Here is a 15,193-nt window from a genome sequence, read left to right as displayed (position 1 = left end):
GAAAATGTTGTATCGCCACACTTATCTTGTTATCTATCCTTCAACTCGTGTAACATAAGGTTAATGAACCGTACGGAGGATATGTATGCGCATTTTTAAAATACTTAACAACAATGCTGTCGTAGTGGTGGATGGACCCCAGGAGAAGATTGTGATGGGAAGTGGGATTGCCTTTCAGAAAAAGAGGAATGATATCATCCCAAAGAATAAAATTGAGAAGATATTTGTCCTTCATGAGCAATCATCCGAGAAATTCCAGCAACTCCTGGCTACCTTGCCGGAGGAGCATATTGAAATCGCTGAAAACATCATTAGCTATGCAGAAGGTCATCTGAATGCACCTTTAAGCGATCATATCCATATCGCTTTGACGGATCACCTTTCATTTGCATTGGAAAGACTTCAGCAGGGGATCCCCATTCAAAATAAATTGTTAAACGAAATCAAGCTGCTCTATAAAAAAGAGTATGAAGTGGGTTCATGGGCAAAGGCGGAAATCAAAGAGAAACTGGGCATTGAAATTCCCGATGATGAGGCAGCTCATATCGCCCTGCATGTCCATACGGCGAAGATGGATGCACCGTCTATGAGTGAATCGTTGAAGCAGGCAACGATCCTGAGAGATTTTGTGGAACAGGTGGAATCCATCTTGTCCATAGAGGTGGAGGAGTCGAGCATCAACTATCAACGGTTGATTACCCACCTCCGTTTTGCTTTGAACAGGATCGAACAGGGGGATCAGTTTGACCCCATTGATGAGGATATGCTTGACCTCATTCAAGTGAAGTATGTGCTGGCGTATGAATGTTCTGAACAAATTGCCGGGTATCTGGAGGAAGAATATGGCATTCAATTTCCCCTATCAGAGGTAGCGTACATAGCTCTTCATATTCAGCGTTTGTTAAAGTGAATGGGTTGACGGTATCGCTTACATCTTGTAAAATGAACTCAAATCAATTTCATACAGTAGGATTGTTACTGATCATGCAGGCAAGACCTAGAATCTTTAAGACGATAATGGTAAGCGTCTCTCTTTGACCTACCTCTATCCTCTTAAGGGTACTGGGTCTTTTTTTATTGATTTTCTTTAATAAACAGGAGGGATTCTTAATGAATTATCGTGAAGTGGCTGAAAAGCTTGTCCCTTTATTGGGCGGTAAAAATAATGTAGTGAGTGCTACACATTGTGCGACGAGGCTGCGTCTCGTCATTGATGACGAAACTCAGATAGACAAGAGTGCCATCGAAGAATTGGATGGAGTGAAAGGGGCATTTTCAAGCTCCGGACAGTTCCAAATCATCTTCGGGACTGGGAATGTAAACAAAGTATTTGAACATTTTGCACCGCTTGTCGGGGCAACAATGGATGATAAGTCACCAACGGGTGAGACACACAGTGATGCAGCGAAACGGAAGATGAACCCGTTTGCCCGCTTTGCCCGTACACTTTCCAATATATTTGTTCCAATCATCCCGGCCATCGTAGCGGCTGGTATGTTGATGGGGTTACTTGGATTGATGAAAACGTATGAATGGGTCGATCCTGAAAGCGGTCTATTCGTCATGCTCGATATGTTTTCTTCTGCAGCGTTTATTATTCTACCGATCCTGATCGGGATGAGTGCTGCGAAGGAATTTGGCGCAAATGGTTATTTAGGTGCGGTCATCGGGGGAATTATGACCCACCCGGCATTATTGAATCCTTGGGGTCTTGCTGACGCACAGCCCTCCACACTTGATTTCTTCGGATTCGGGGTTGAAATGCTCGGCTATCAGGGAACAGTCATTCCAGTATTATTGACGGTTTACGTCATGGCAAAGGTAGAAAAGGGATTACGCAAAGTGGTGCCAAATACGATAGATTTGTTGGTGACACCATTCTTAACGGTCATCTTTACAGGATTCACCGCCCTGCTTGTCGTGGGTCCGCTAGGCAGAATCCTTGGTAATGGTATTACGACGGTTCTGGATGTTGTTTATAATACAGCCGGACCAATCGCGGGACTTATCTTCGGAGGACTGTATTCAACCATTGTATTGACAGGTGTTCATCACAGCTTCCATGCCATCGAGGCTGAGCTGTTATCGAACATCGGAGGGAACTATTTGCTTCCGATATGGGCCATGGCCAACGTTGCACAGGGTGGGGCGACACTTGCTGTTTTCTTCAGGACGAAAAACAAGAAAACGAAGGAAATCGCTGTACCTGCAGCGGTATCTGCTTTTCTTGGAATTACAGAACCGGCTATCTTCGGAGTGAATTTAAAGCATCGTCGACCCTTTATCGGTGCGGCAATAGGTGGTGCGCTTGGTGGCGCGTACGTCGTATTCACCCATGTGATGGCGAATGGAATCGGCCTCACCGGTATTCCGATGTTTGCGATTGCCCAGGATCCTCTAAATTATGGAATTGGCTTTGTCATCGCTGTAGCAGGCGCCTTCATTGCAACCTTATTGCTTGGTTGGAAGGAAGAAACAAAATAAAAAAATCATTTTCCTTATCAGTCACGTGACTGATAAGGATTTGCTATATTTAAAGAAAACCTATATGAAACAAGGAGGAATCCCCTATGAAACAGGGAATTATTTCACTGGGAGAAGCATTGATAGACTTCATCCCGTTAGACAAAAACAATAGTACCTATCAAAAAAGTCCCGGAGGAGCTCCCGCAAATGTGTCGGTAGGACTCGCAAGATTGGGTGCAAGGTCTACTTTCCTGGGGAAAGTGGGAGACGATGTATTAGGGAGGTTCCTTCATGAAACCCTCCGGGAATATGGAGTGAGTACCAATCAAATGCTGCTGACTTCTGACGTTCGTACGGGTGTCGTGTTTGTAACGAATGGAGAAGGCGGGGAGCGCAGCTTCGACTTTTATATCGACCCGAGTGCTGACCGGTTCCTCCAAGTGAGTGATATAGATGAAGAAGATTTCATTTCCCATAAGATCCTTCACTTCGGTTCCATCTCCATGATCAGCTCGCCGGCGAAGGAAGCAACGCATCATGCGGTGAAGGTAGCGAAAGAGAATGGTTTATTGGTGTCGTATGATCCGAATTTACGATTGGGTTTATGGGATTCTGAAGAAAACGCCAGGGCAATGATCAAGAGCATGCTTTCTGAAGCGGACGTCGTGAAAATCTCTGAGGAAGAACTCGAATTCATTACAGGAGAAAAAGAGATCGAAGCCGGGATCAGGAAGCTGACATCCTACCATATCCCATTTTTAATCATTACGATGGGAGCAGAAGGAAGTTATGTGTGCATTGGTGATGATCGACAATATGTTCCGGCCATGAAGGTGAAAGCGGTGGACACCACAGGAGCCGGTGATGCGTTCGTATCAGGGATTCTATACTCACTACATGAATATCAGGGAAGGATAGAGTCACTCTCTATCGAAGAAGCAGCGGAGATGGCCAGGTTTGCTGCCGTGTCAGGGGCACTTACCGCCTCCACCAAAGGAGCGATGACGGCCCTTCCCTCCCTGGAGGAAGTCAGCCTTCATCTGAAAAAGGGGGAAGTGTGATGCCGAGGGATGAACAGCTGCGAAAAGCAGCCTATGAAGAAATGGAAAAGCATAAGGATGTGGTAAAGAAAGATCCATACCGCCTCCATTATCACCTTATGCCTCCAGTTGGCTTATTAAATGATCCAAACGGGTTCATCCAATTCAAAGGCACCTATCATGTGTACTATCAATGGATGCCCTTCAAGACAGGACACGGGGCAAAGTTCTGGGGTCATTACTCTTCCAGCGATTTAATCAATTGGACCCATGAAGAAATCGCCCTCACCCCATCAGAATGGTATGAAAAAAACGGCTGTTACTCAGGCAGCGCCATCGAACACGACGGTAAAATCTATGCCTACTATACAGGGAATGTAAAGGACGAAAGAGGGAACCGCGAATCTTATCAGTGCCTGGCGATTTCAGAAGACAGCCTTCATTTTGACAAACAGGGACCTGTCGTTCATCTGCCCGATGGATTTACTGCCCATTTCCGCGATCCGAAAGTGTGGGAACAGGATGGATCCTTTTTTATGGTGGTCGGTGCCCAGACACGGGAATTAAAAGGTGCTGTCGCATTGTTCCAATCAGAGGACCTGGTGAAGTGGGACTATCAAGGTGTCCTCACAGGTGGAGGGGAAGGCAGGCTTGCTGACTTCGGTTATATGTATGAATGTCCAGATCTGTTTCCGCTGGGAGACCAAGACATCCTTATTTTTTCTCCTCAAGGAGTAAATGCATCAGGGATGAAGTATCAGAATGTTTATCAGGCAGGATATGTGGCCGGACAATTCGATTCAGCAACAGGTACATTTGAACATGGGGAGTTTGAAGAGTTGGACAGGGGGTTCGACTTCTATGCACCGCAAACGACATTGGACGACAAAGGCAGACGTATCCTGTTTGCATGGATGAGCGTACCGGATCAGAACGAACAGGAGCATCCCACCATTGAACATAAATGGCTTCATACCATGACGATCCCTCGTGAGCTGAAATGTGTGGACGGAAAGGTAAGGCAGATGCCTCTTGAAGAAATGCAGGATTTAAGAGTCGGAACAGGGATCGGGCAGAGGGTGGAATTAAATAAAGAAACCCGCGAACTCGATGGGGTGAAGGGAAAAGCCTTTGAGTTGGAAGTGAGTGATCTTTCTATTATTGAAGGCTGGTTTGATTTTACGGTCGGAGATGGAATCAGATTTGTTTATTCTTCAGGGGAACAGACCGTGACTCTTGAGCGTAAAAGCTTTGTGAATGGAGTGGTAGAGAAGCGTCAATGCTCAGTGAAGACGTTACATTCACTAAGGCTATTTGTGGATACGTCTTCCATTGAAGTATTCGTCAATGAAGGAGAGGAAACATTTACAGCCCGATTCTACCCATCACCAAGCAATGATACGGTCCGATTTGAAACGTCACATCAGGCTGTTTTTACCATTAGAAAATGGGATCTGAAACATGTAAACTTGAAATAGACGGCCAATCTGGCGGTCTATTTTCTTTTTCAATATGTAGGTAAATGTTATAGTAAGATAATATAAAAATGGATTTCCTGAAAGGATGTTCTTTATGAGCTATAAAATGATTGTACTTGATTTAGATGATACATTATTACGGAATGACCAAACGATTTCAAAACGTACGAAAGACGCTCTCATACAGGCACAGGAAGCCGGAGTGAAAGTCGTCCTTGCATCTGGGCGTCCAACCCAGGGAATGCGATGGGTAGCGGAAGAATTGAAACTTGATCATTACGGAAGCTACAACCTACCTTTCAATGGATCGAAAATCATTGATTGCAAGACAAATGAAGAGAAATACAGCCGAACTCTTACAGCTGAAACGGCTCATTCCTTATATGATATAAGTAAGCGTGAAGATGTAGGTATTCTGACTTATGCAGAAGATGCCATTATAGTAGAAGAAACGAATCCATTCGCTTCCATAGAAAGTGACCTGACTGGCCTGCCGGTGAAGGTCGTTCCGGATTTTAAGGAAGCGATCACGGGCCCGGTCGTGAAAGCTCTTATGTTGAAAGAAGCCGATCATTTGGCGGAAGTGGAGAAAAAGCTCCAAGCCGAGCTTGATGGTGAACTAAGCGTGATGCGATCGAAGCCATTCTTCCTGGAATTCACCCAGCTGGGTGTCACAAAGGGAGCCAGCCTCGACTATCTGATCAAACCAATGGGAATCAAGCCCGAGGAAGTCATTGCCATCGGGGACAGCTACAATGATCTGACCATGATTGAATTTGCCGGCCTCGGAGTCGCCATGGGTAACGCCCCGGATGACATTAAGGAGAAGGCGGATTACGTTGCAGCTTCCAATATGGAGGACGGAGTAGCAGAAGTGGTCGAAACATTTGTGTTGAATGAACTGTCCAAAATCTGATTGTGAAAGGACCGGAGTCCATTTAGTGGACTCCGGTCTTTATTTTTGCCTGCTTGAAAATAAAAGGGAAAAAATGTATAAAACCTTCCGATCTATGATACTATTAAAAGTAACATCGAAAACGGGGGACAGAGAGTTGAAATTTATAGGTGGTATTGTAGTGAAATTCCTATTATCGATCATAGGAATCGTTTTTATAGGCGGCCTGCCCGTACTGCTTTCGGGTATTGGCGAGCGGGAATTGAGATTGCAGGCGTATTGGCAATCGGTAAAAGAAATCGTATATGCCCTGTTTCATGCCGGGGATTTAACATATAAGGTCATCGGTTTAGAGCAGGAACGCAGCCTGTTTCCTTATTTATGGGAGCCGATCATCTATTCACTCATCATTTTATTTTCCGCATTTCTTCTCGCAAGTTTCTTAAGCATTCTCCTCACGATCTTCACCATGCTGTTTTCACAGAAAAAACGAAATCGAATCAAATTCTTCCTATATTTATTCGAATCAATACCGGATGTGCTGGTCATCTTGCTTTCTCAGCTTCTTGTCCTCTTTCTTTATAAGCAGACGGGCATTTTATTTTTTGAAATTGCTTCCGTGGCGACAGAAAAGGCATATCTTCTTCCCATCCTTGTGTTGGCGATATTGCCTACGGTCCAGCTGTTTCGGATTTCAATCCTTTCATTTGAAAGGGAAGAAGGAAAAGACTATGTGACACTTGCTCAATCAATCGGTTTGGGGAAACTGGTGATCTTAACCTTCCATATATTAAGGAATGCCATCATCTCCGTTTTTTTTCAATCGAAGAAAACGGTGTGGTTCATGCTTTCCAATTTGTTCGTCCTGGAGCTTTTGTTCAATATCGCCGGGATTACCCGTTTCCTGAAGTCGACGTTACAGCCGAAGATGTTTACGATCGCCATTCTTTCGATTTTCATTCCTCTGTTTGTTTTTTATACGGTGGGAGAAATGATTCTCTCTAAAAAAGCCAACAAGGGGGAGGAAATTTAATATGAAAAAAAGCGTATGGAAAAATCCGTTCTTTCTTATTGGATTAACCTTTATTTTTGTGATGATTGCTTCAAGCTTCTTGTATTCGTTTATATGGGGGAACGAAGTCAGAAGGCTGTATTTTATCTCTGTAGAAGGAGTCGTCGTGGAATCTTCGCCTATTTCACCGAAGTGGTTATTTCCATTCGGGACCGATGCCCAGGGCCTTGACATGCTCGGTAAAATCATCATCGGGGCAAAATATACCATCTTAACGGCCTTTGTGATTGCTTTCTTACGGGTATTTTTATCGGTTCCCCTCGGTTTGATACTGGGAACCTTCCTGATGAAGTACAAGAAGTACATCAATGGCTGGGTCGATTCCTTCCACTACATCCCTTTGACGATTCTTGCGTATTTTTTGCTGGAGCCGGTCCTTTGGGAACCGTTCGAAGGATTTTCCACTTCCATCGTGGAGCGGTTCGTCATCGAAATTCTCATATTAACCTTCCTTATCGTCCCGATCCTGTCTGCGCTTCTTGGAAATGAAGTGTCTTTAGTGTACAAGCAGGAATTCATTTTGAGTGCGAAAACACTGGGGGCAGGGAAGTGGAGGATCATCTTTAAGCATATCTTACCTTCCATGAAAGAAAAGCTCGTGATTTTACTGGGGCAGCAATTCATGCAAACGCTCGTCATTTTCATACATCTTGGGCTGCTCACCTTATTCCTGGGTGGGACGGACGTGGACTATCAGATGGTACATGACCCTCCAAGATCGATTACGTATGAATGGTCCGGTCTGATAGGCGATTCCTTCCGCTATCTACAAGGGTCACCGTGGATCCCGTTGACGCCGATCCTATTTTTTTCCGCGACGATGCTATCGGTTTCGTTCATGATAGAAGGATATGTCCAGGCAACGAGCGGACAATCCTACTATAAAAAGAAATTCAAAGCGGCCTACCGCCAGGTGAAGGAAAACAAAGTGAAAGGGCTCGATAAGTCCGATTTTCAAAAGGTAAATATGTAAGGGTGGAGCATAATAAAGGAGAAGACACCTGACTTACTGGGAATAATTTCATTAGATATTGATGTTTTACGTAAAGATATATGGGGAATTAGTTTACACTGAGTAAACAAAACGCGGATAATTTTAACAATGGTAGTATATTCAACCACAAGAGTGGGAATATATGGGCCGTTCACTTCTTGTTCAAAATTCCTCAACCCTTGTCTGATATGGATTCCACACCGCAATCAGCGGTGATTGTCGAATCCCCATGAAATATTTTTGATACAATTACCGCAAATTGTTATACACATGAAATCAATTTTTGTTATAATACTCGTTGTTGATTCGAATGGATTTACATTCGCTTAACAATTCCTTAATCAAATGATGCTCATAAGTGCTACAAATTAAATACAATAAAAAGGTGATGAAGTATGAACTTCTTTAAAAGACAGTTTGAAGATATGCGCACTGGGAAGTTATCGTTCTTCTTTACAGTCGTCGTATTATTTTGGATCAAGACCTACGCGGTATATTTAGCTGAATTTAATCTCGGAATACAAAATGCGCTTCAGCATTTTCTTTTATTTCTTAACCCATTAAGTTCAGCGCTCCTATTCTTTGCTCTCGCATTATTCTGGAAAGGCAAGGGACGGTATATTGCATTCATCGTCATCAACTTCCTGATGTCCTTTGTCCTGTATGCGAACGTCGTGTACTATCGTTTCTTTAATGACTTCATTACAGTCCCGGTATTATTTCAGGCGAAGACGAATAACGGACTTGGCGGAAGTGCACTGGAACTATTGAGTCCTATCGATATCCTGTACTTCTCTGACCTGTTCATTATCATCGGACTGATGATCATGAAGAAAGTGAAGCCACAGGAAAAATTACGCTTCCGTTCAGTATTCGCGGTCATGACATCGGCAGTCCTTGTATTCTTACTGAACCTTGGTCTTGCAGAGATCGACCGTCCGGAACTATTGACACGAAGCTTTGACCGTAACTATCTTGTGAAGTATCTTGGTACTCACAACTTCACGATTTATGATGTGATCCAGAACTCTAAGACATCTGCCAAGCGTGCCCTGGCAGACAGCAATGAAGTATCAGAAGTAGAGAACTATGTAAAAGCAAATAAAGTGGATCCGAACCCTGAGTATTTCGGTAAAGCAAAAGGGAAAAACGTCATTTATGTATCGATGGAATCCCTGCAAAACTTTGTAATAGGGAAAGAAATCGATGGTCAAGAGGTAACACCATTCCTTAACTCCCTAGTGGAAAAAGAAGATGCGATCTATTTCGATAACTTCTTCCACCAGACGGGTCAAGGGAAGACATCCGATGCCGAGTTCATCATGGAAAATGGATTATTCGGTTTACCTCAGGGTGCCGTCTACATGACGAACGCCAATAACACGTTACAATCAGCACCTGGAATCTTAAAAGGTGAAGGATATACTTCAGCTGCGTTCCACGGAAACTATAAAACGTTCTGGAACCGTTCTGAAATGTATCGTACGATGGGTTATGATGAGTTCTACGATGCAACGTATTATGATATGAGTAAACCTGAAGAGCAGCTTCCTTACGGATTAAAGGATAAGCCGTTCTTCAAAGAGTCCATGCCGATGCTTAAAGAATTACCACAGCCGTTCTATACGAAATTCATTTCACTATCGAACCACTTCCCGTTCGATCGTCATGAAAATGATACAGACTTCGAACCGGGCCAATTTGGCGATGGTGTAGTGAACCGTTATTTCCAAACGGCCAACTATATGGATTCTGCATTGGAACAATTCTTTAATGATCTGAAAGAAAGTGGACTATATGATGATACCGTCATCGTCCTTTACGGTGATCACTATGGTATCTCAGAAAACCACAATAGAGCCATGGAACAAGTCACAGGCGAAGAAATCACAGATTTCAAAAATGCACAGCTTCAACGCGTTCCTTTATTCATCATTGCTCCAGGAGTAAAAGGTGAAGTCAACCACACATACGGTGGTCAAGTGGATGTACGTGAAACACTATTCAACCTTCTTGGTGTGGATAACAAGGACTACATCAGTTTCGGTCAGGACTTATTGTCCAAAGATCGTAAACAGATCGTTCCTTTCCGTAATGGAGACGTCATCACACCTGAATACTCTGATATCAAAGGAGTATGTTATAATAACGAAACGGGTCAACCTGTAGAAGAAGGAAGCAACGCATGTGAAGAAGCTTCTAAAGAAGCTACGAAACGTCTTGAGCTTTCAGATAAAGTAGTCTATGAAGACTTACTTCGTTTCTACAAGCCAGAAGGCTATAAGCAAATCGATCGTTCAGATTATCAATATATAAACCCGAATCCGAAAAGTGCAGAAAATCCTGAAACTTCTCAGGAAGAGTCTCACGAGTAATTCGGGAATAGTAAGCCAGTCCTTTCACCATGATGGTGAGGGGGCTGGCTTTTTTTGTTGTGGGTAGGGGTTGTAAGTTCAGCTGCTGATTATGTCGGGGAAATCAGCAGCTGAAAAGAGGAAGGGTTTCAACAGGAGAAAATACCGATGATTTTGCCTGTCAAATATATAACCGATTTTGACAGGTAAATATAAAAGCTGATTCAACAGGCAAACCCACCCTGGGCTAGCCAACTGATGCTCATTTATGAATGAAATATGATTGATTGTGATTGTTTTTGATTAAAAATGATTGATTTTTGTAACCGTTCTCATTATAATAAAGGTAACAAACGATCGGAGAAAGTAGGAGAGACCATGTTAACCGAGGAACGTCATCGAGTTATATTAAACTTATTGAAGGAGAAGGGTGCGATTAAGATCCAGGATATCGTGGATGCAACGAATGCCTCAGAGTCAACGATTCGCAGGGACTTAACACAGCTTGAACAGGAAAAATTCCTGAAACGGGTCCATGGCGGAGCATCGAAGCTGCAAGGGAAATTGAAGGAATTGAGCGTTTCTGAAAAATCATCCAAAAGCCTTCATGAAAAACAAATAATCGGCCAATACGCAGCCTCTCTTGTGGAAGATGGGGATTGCATCTATCTGGATGCCGGTACGACGACCTTGAGTCTGATCGATCATCTTCCTGAAAAAGACATTGTCGTCGTCACGAATGGATTGACCCATGTGGAAGCCCTGCTTCAGAAAGGGATTAAGACGTATATGATCGGTGGGTACGTCAAGCCCGTTACGAGAGCGATGGTCGGCAGTGGGGCACTGGATGCCATTCGTCAATACCGGTTTGATAAAGCGTTTATGGGAGCAAACGGCGTTCATGCACAATATGGTTTCACGACGCCTGATCCGGAAGAGGCCCAGGTGAAGCGCATGGCCATAGAGTTATCAAGAGAAGCGATGTTTCTTGCCGACGATTCGAAATTTGGAGAGATTGCTTTCAGTAAAATAGTCGATCTCGACAAGGCGATGATCATAACGAACAATTTGGATGAAGAACATGATACGGCGATGAAGAATCAAACTACGATAAAGGTTGTGACAGCATGATTTATACATTAACACTGAACCCCTCTGTGGATTACATTATGGAACTGGACTCATTCCATAAAGGCGGTCTTAACCGGAGCAGTGCAGAAAGTGCCTTTCCAGGGGGAAAGGGGATCAATGTCTCCCGCGTTTTACACCTATTGAATGTGGATAGTGTGGCTCTCGGATTTGCAGGGGGATATACGGGAGAGTACATTAAACAATTTTTGAATCAAGAGGATATCAGGACAGAGTTTGTCGAGGTAGAGGAAGCCTCTCGCATAAACGTCAAGGTGAAGGCGGATGATGAGACCGAAATAAACGGGAGCGGGCCATCCATCAATGAAGAGCATACACGGGAGCTGCTCGATCAAATATCTTCCTTGTCGGCAGATGACATGATTGTTCTTGCAGGAAGCATACCTGGTTCGGTTCCGAAAACATTTTATCAGGAGATTGCCGTACGATGTCAAAAACAAGGGACGAAAGTGATCATCGATGCTGAGAAAAAATTGATCGAACCGGTCCTGCCCTTAGAGCCTTTCCTCATCAAGCCGAATCATCATGAGCTCGGGGAAATGTTTGATGTAGAGATCGACTCTATCGAAAAAGCAGTCCATTACGGAAAGAAACTCAAGGATACCGGAGTTGAAAACGTCATGGTGTCCATGGCTGAAAAAGGTGCACTTCTCCTGACTGAAGATGAAGTGTTTTATTCCTCTGTACCTAAGGGGGAATTGAAAAGCTCGGTCGGTGCAGGGGATTCAACGGTCGCAGGATTCCTTGCCGGCCTGTCGAGGGGATGGAGCGTGAAGGATTCGTTCCGCTTGGGTACCTCAGCCGGATCGGCGACAGCCTATTCCATTGGTCTCTGTTCTTCTGAACACGTGGAAAGATTATTCGAAGACATTCAGATTACAAACATATAGAGGGGGAATTCAAAATGAGAATAACGGAATTACTGACAAAGAATACGATTCAGCTCCATGTGTCTTCTCATTCGAAAAACGGAGTCATAGACGAGTTGGTATCCGTTTTGGATCAAAGTGGTAAATTGCAGGACCGTGATGAATTCAAGAAAGCAATCCTTAATCGGGAAGCACAGAGTACAACGGGGATCGGGGAAGGGATTGCGATTCCCCATGCGAAAACATCCGCTGTGAAATCACCTGCAATTGCGTTCGGAAAATCAGAAGCGGGTGTTGACTATGAATCTCTTGATGGCGAACCAGCTCATTTGTTCTTCATGATTGCCGCGACTGAAGGGGCGAATCAAACCCATTTAGAAGCACTCAGTCGCCTGTCGTCCATGCTGATGGATGTGGACGTCCGGAAAGCACTGTTGAACGCAGGTACGGAAGAAGAGGTTTTGGAAATCATTAATGCCCATGATGGTGAGGAAGAAGAGACAACGGTTGAAACGTCTGCTCCGGGTGGGAAAATCCTTGCTGTAACGGCATGTCCCACAGGGATCGCTCATACGTATATGGCAGCCGACGCTTTAAAGGCTAAGGCGAAAACGATGGATGTGAACCTGAAGGTAGAGACGAATGGTTCAGGAGGGGCGAAGAACGTCCTGACACAAGAGGACATTGAAAGTGCCATAGCCATCATTGTCGCAGCTGACACAAAAGTGGAAATGAACCGGTTCGAAGGAAAACACGTCATCGAAGTCCCAGTGGCCGAAGCGATCAGGCGTCCTGAAGAACTATTGAATCAAGCTATGACACAGGATGCCCCGGTATATAAAGGGGGAGAGCAGGAGAAAGATTCCGACAAGGGCTCTGAGAAAAAGCAAAAATCAGGGTTCTATAAGCATCTCATGAATGGTGTATCCAACATGCTTCCATTCGTGGTAGGGGGAGGGATCCTGATTGCCATCTCATTCTTATTCGGCATCCAGTCAGCGAACCCTGATTCTCCCGAGTATAATGAGTTTGCAGCGATCTTGAATACGATCGGTGGAGGCAATGCCTTTTACCTGATGGTTCCAGTCCTTGCAGGATTCATTGCCATGAGTATTGCCGACAGACCGGGATTTGCCCCTGGTATGGTGGGCGGATTGATTGCGGCAACGGGTCAAAGTGGATTCTTAGGCGGAATCATTGCCGGTTTCTTAGCCGGTTATGTCGTACTTGGAATCAAACGTTTAACGAAGAATTTCCCTTCCGCACTGGAAGGAATCAAGCCGGTACTCATTTATCCGTTGCTTGGTATTTTTATCACAGGTGTGATCATGCTTCAATTCCTGGTTGAACCTCTGAGTGCAGTCAATACAGGCATACAGAACTGGCTTGACGGGCTGGGAACAGGGAACTTGATATTGCTCGGGTTGATCCTGGGTGGAATGATGGCTGTCGACATGGGAGGTCCCATCAATAAAGCTGCCTTCACATTCGGTATCGCCATGATAGAAGGCGGTAACCTGGCTCCCCATGCGGCCATCATGGCAGGAGGGATGGTTCCTCCATTAGGACTCGCCATGGCTACAACCTTATTTAAGAAGAAGTTCAATGACAATGAGCGAAAAGCAGGTATAGCAGCTTACTTTATGGGCGCTTCCTTTATCACAGAAGGTGCGATTCCATTTGCAGCAGCGGATCCATTCCGTGTGATTCCTTCGATTGTGACAGGATCGGCGATCGCAGGGGCGCTGACCATGTTCTTCGGGATCGGTTTACCAGCACCTCATGGAGGATTATTCGTCTTCCCTGTAGTGGAAGGAAATCCGTTCTTATATCTACTGGCGGTTCTGATCGGCTCCGTCATCACAGCGCTGATGGTAGGCTTCTTGAAGAAACCAGTAAAATAGAGAAGGACAAATAAAAGAACGAGGGGATTTTCCCTCGTTCTTTCTTGCGTTTATAAGCTCTCAATCTCTACATCCTTGATTCCTTCTATCTCTGAAATGGTGTAGTAAATGTCTACCGTCTTTTTCCTGAAATCGACAATGATCTTTAATTCTAATAGATGGTGCTGATTCTTTAAGTCTTTGATCCGGATATTTTCAATAGTGATTTCTTCGGCTTTGATTTTCTCAATGATCGTCTTGATCTCCTTCTTCTCGGCTATCGTGGCGCGAAGGGACAATTCTTTTTCCCTCAAACGTTTTGGGCCTAAGTAAGTAATGATGACCGGGACCACTTCAACGGATACGATCAAAAGGATGACCACTGCAGTTGCTTCGAAATAAAAGCCTGCACCGACGGCTATCCCTATTCCTGCCGCCCCCCAAATCATCGCGGCAGTGGTCAAACCTGAAATACTATCGTTTCCTTTGCGAAGGATGACACCTGCTCCGAGGAAGCCGATACCTGAAACAATCTGAGCAGCTAAACGAAGCGGGTCCATGGTGATATTCACTTTGTCCGATCCTTCAGAAAGATAGGCGGATTCCATGGACACAATCGTCAATAAACAACTCACAATGCAAATGACAAGGGACGTCTTCAGTCCAACAGGCTTTCTCTTTAATTCCCTCTCGAGACCTATGATCAATCCCAATACGGCTGAAACACCGAGTTTTATCAAGAATGTCGTATCTAGTAGCTCCATCCATCCCCCTCCAATCCTTCCAGACTGCAAAAAAATTCATGTAGTAATTCGATTCGTCTGATTATAAAATAGAGCAATGAACAACATATATCAGGAGGTCTGTCATGTCGGATGCGAAAGTAAATCCATACCTTATCCTTGCTATCGGAGTCATCTCCGTTTCTACCTCCGCCATCTTAGTGAAGGTATCGAGTGCGCCGTCAGGCATTTTGGCATTTTACCGGTTGTT

At 44.4% G+C, this 15,193-nt stretch carries 13 protein-coding genes (1 of these 13 only partly in view); 12 read left to right on the top strand and 1 reads right to left on the bottom strand.

Annotation, left to right across the window (positions count from 1 at the left end):
• Positions 1–85 precede the first annotated feature (85 nt).
• The 11 genes from P8596_RS19680 to P8596_RS19630 all read left to right on the top strand — a co-directional run bounded on the left by P8596_RS19680 (position 86) and on the right by P8596_RS19630 (position 14,221).
• Entirely contained in the window at positions 86–910 is an 825-nt protein-coding gene (locus P8596_RS19680) for a PRD domain-containing protein (RefSeq protein ID WP_254652221.1), read from the top strand.
• A gap of 200 nt (positions 911–1,110) precedes the next feature.
• Entirely contained in the window at positions 1,111–2,484 is a 1,374-nt protein-coding gene (locus P8596_RS19675) for a sucrose-specific PTS transporter subunit IIBC (protein ID WP_254652220.1), read from the top strand.
• 86 nt (positions 2,485–2,570) lie between these two features.
• Positions 2,571–3,527 (top strand): carbohydrate kinase family protein, encoded by a 957-nt coding sequence (locus P8596_RS19670; protein ID WP_254652219.1) that lies wholly within the window; start codon positions 2,571–2,573, stop codon positions 3,525–3,527.
• Complete coding sequence (locus tag P8596_RS19665) at positions 3,527–4,984, top strand: glycoside hydrolase family 32 protein (RefSeq protein WP_254652218.1); 1,458 nt, start codon at positions 3,527–3,529, stop codon at positions 4,982–4,984. The genes P8596_RS19670 and P8596_RS19665 overlap by 1 nt, the downstream gene beginning before the upstream one ends.
• Before the next feature lie 94 nt (positions 4,985–5,078).
• Positions 5,079–5,900 carry a Cof-type HAD-IIB family hydrolase gene (locus P8596_RS19660; protein ID WP_279724791.1) on the top strand — a complete coding sequence of 274 codons (822 nt, stop codon included), beginning with the start codon at positions 5,079–5,081 and terminating at the stop codon, positions 5,898–5,900.
• A gap of 160 nt (positions 5,901–6,060) precedes the next feature.
• Positions 6,061–6,912, top strand: a complete 852-nt coding sequence (locus P8596_RS19655; RefSeq protein WP_279724789.1) for an ABC transporter permease subunit — start codon at positions 6,061–6,063, stop codon at positions 6,910–6,912.
• 1 nt (position 6,913) lies between these two features.
• Positions 6,914–7,924, top strand: a complete 1,011-nt coding sequence (locus P8596_RS19650; RefSeq protein WP_254652215.1) for an ABC transporter permease — start codon at positions 6,914–6,916, stop codon at positions 7,922–7,924.
• 416 nt (positions 7,925–8,340) lie between these two features.
• Complete coding sequence (ltaS, locus tag P8596_RS19645) at positions 8,341–10,320, top strand: lipoteichoic acid synthase (protein ID WP_279724787.1); 1,980 nt, start codon at positions 8,341–8,343, stop codon at positions 10,318–10,320.
• A gap of 357 nt (positions 10,321–10,677) precedes the next feature.
• Entirely contained in the window at positions 10,678–11,430 is a 753-nt protein-coding gene (locus tag P8596_RS19640) for a DeoR/GlpR family DNA-binding transcription regulator (protein ID WP_254652214.1), read from the top strand.
• On the top strand, positions 11,427–12,338 hold the full coding sequence (gene pfkB, locus P8596_RS19635; RefSeq protein ID WP_254652213.1) for a 1-phosphofructokinase: 912 nt from the start codon (positions 11,427–11,429) through the stop codon (positions 12,336–12,338). Before P8596_RS19640 ends, pfkB begins: the two co-directional genes overlap by 4 nt.
• 14 nt (positions 12,339–12,352) lie before the next feature.
• A complete protein-coding gene (locus P8596_RS19630; protein ID WP_254652212.1) occupies positions 12,353–14,221 on the top strand; it encodes a PTS fructose transporter subunit IIABC in 1,869 nt (622 codons plus the stop codon).
• Positions 14,222–14,271: 50 nt separating this feature from the next.
• Here P8596_RS19630 and P8596_RS19625 read toward each other — a convergent pair whose 3' ends face one another.
• Positions 14,272–14,964, bottom strand: coding sequence for an MgtC/SapB family protein (locus P8596_RS19625; RefSeq protein ID WP_254652211.1), 693 nt, complete (start codon positions 14,962–14,964; stop codon positions 14,272–14,274).
• Positions 14,965–15,068: 104 nt separating this feature from the next.
• Between P8596_RS19625 and P8596_RS19620 the strand changes: the two genes are divergently transcribed.
• Positions 15,069–15,193 carry the 5' portion of a DMT family transporter gene (locus tag P8596_RS19620; RefSeq protein ID WP_224522095.1) on the top strand. 793 nt of this gene lie beyond the right edge of the window, so the window shows 125 of its 918 coding nt (coding positions 1–125); its start codon is at positions 15,069–15,071; the stop codon falls past the right edge of the window.

Source organism: Rossellomorea sp. DA94 (genome assembly GCF_029834455.1).
GTDB lineage: Bacteria > Bacillota > Bacilli > Bacillales > Bacillaceae_B > Rossellomorea > Rossellomorea vietnamensis.
This window is presented reverse-complemented; position numbering and strand designations above follow the sequence as displayed.

Excerpts from the sequence above, each read along its gene's own strand:
- P8596_RS19630 (WP_254652212.1), top strand. The coding sequence starts at position 12,353 with ATGAGAATAACGGAATTACTGACAAAGAATACGATTCAGCTCCATGTG.
- ltaS (WP_279724787.1), top strand. The coding sequence starts at position 8,341 with ATGAACTTCTTTAAAAGACAGTTTGAAGATATGCGCACTGGGAAGTTA.
- pfkB (WP_254652213.1), top strand. The coding sequence starts at position 11,427 with ATGATTTATACATTAACACTGAACCCCTCTGTGGATTACATTATGGAA.
- P8596_RS19670 (WP_254652219.1), top strand. The coding sequence starts at position 2,571 with ATGAAACAGGGAATTATTTCACTGGGAGAAGCATTGATAGACTTCATC.
- P8596_RS19680 (WP_254652221.1), top strand. The coding sequence starts at position 86 with ATGCGCATTTTTAAAATACTTAACAACAATGCTGTCGTAGTGGTGGAT.
- P8596_RS19660 (WP_279724791.1), top strand. The coding sequence starts at position 5,079 with ATGAGCTATAAAATGATTGTACTTGATTTAGATGATACATTATTACGG.
- P8596_RS19650 (WP_254652215.1), top strand. The coding sequence starts at position 6,914 with ATGAAAAAAAGCGTATGGAAAAATCCGTTCTTTCTTATTGGATTAACC.
- P8596_RS19640 (WP_254652214.1), top strand. The coding sequence starts at position 10,678 with ATGTTAACCGAGGAACGTCATCGAGTTATATTAAACTTATTGAAGGAG.
- P8596_RS19625 (WP_254652211.1), bottom strand. The coding sequence starts at position 14,964 with ATGGAGCTACTAGATACGACATTCTTGATAAAACTCGGTGTTTCAGCC.
- P8596_RS19675 (WP_254652220.1), top strand. The coding sequence starts at position 1,111 with ATGAATTATCGTGAAGTGGCTGAAAAGCTTGTCCCTTTATTGGGCGGT.
- P8596_RS19665 (WP_254652218.1), top strand. The coding sequence starts at position 3,527 with ATGCCGAGGGATGAACAGCTGCGAAAAGCAGCCTATGAAGAAATGGAA.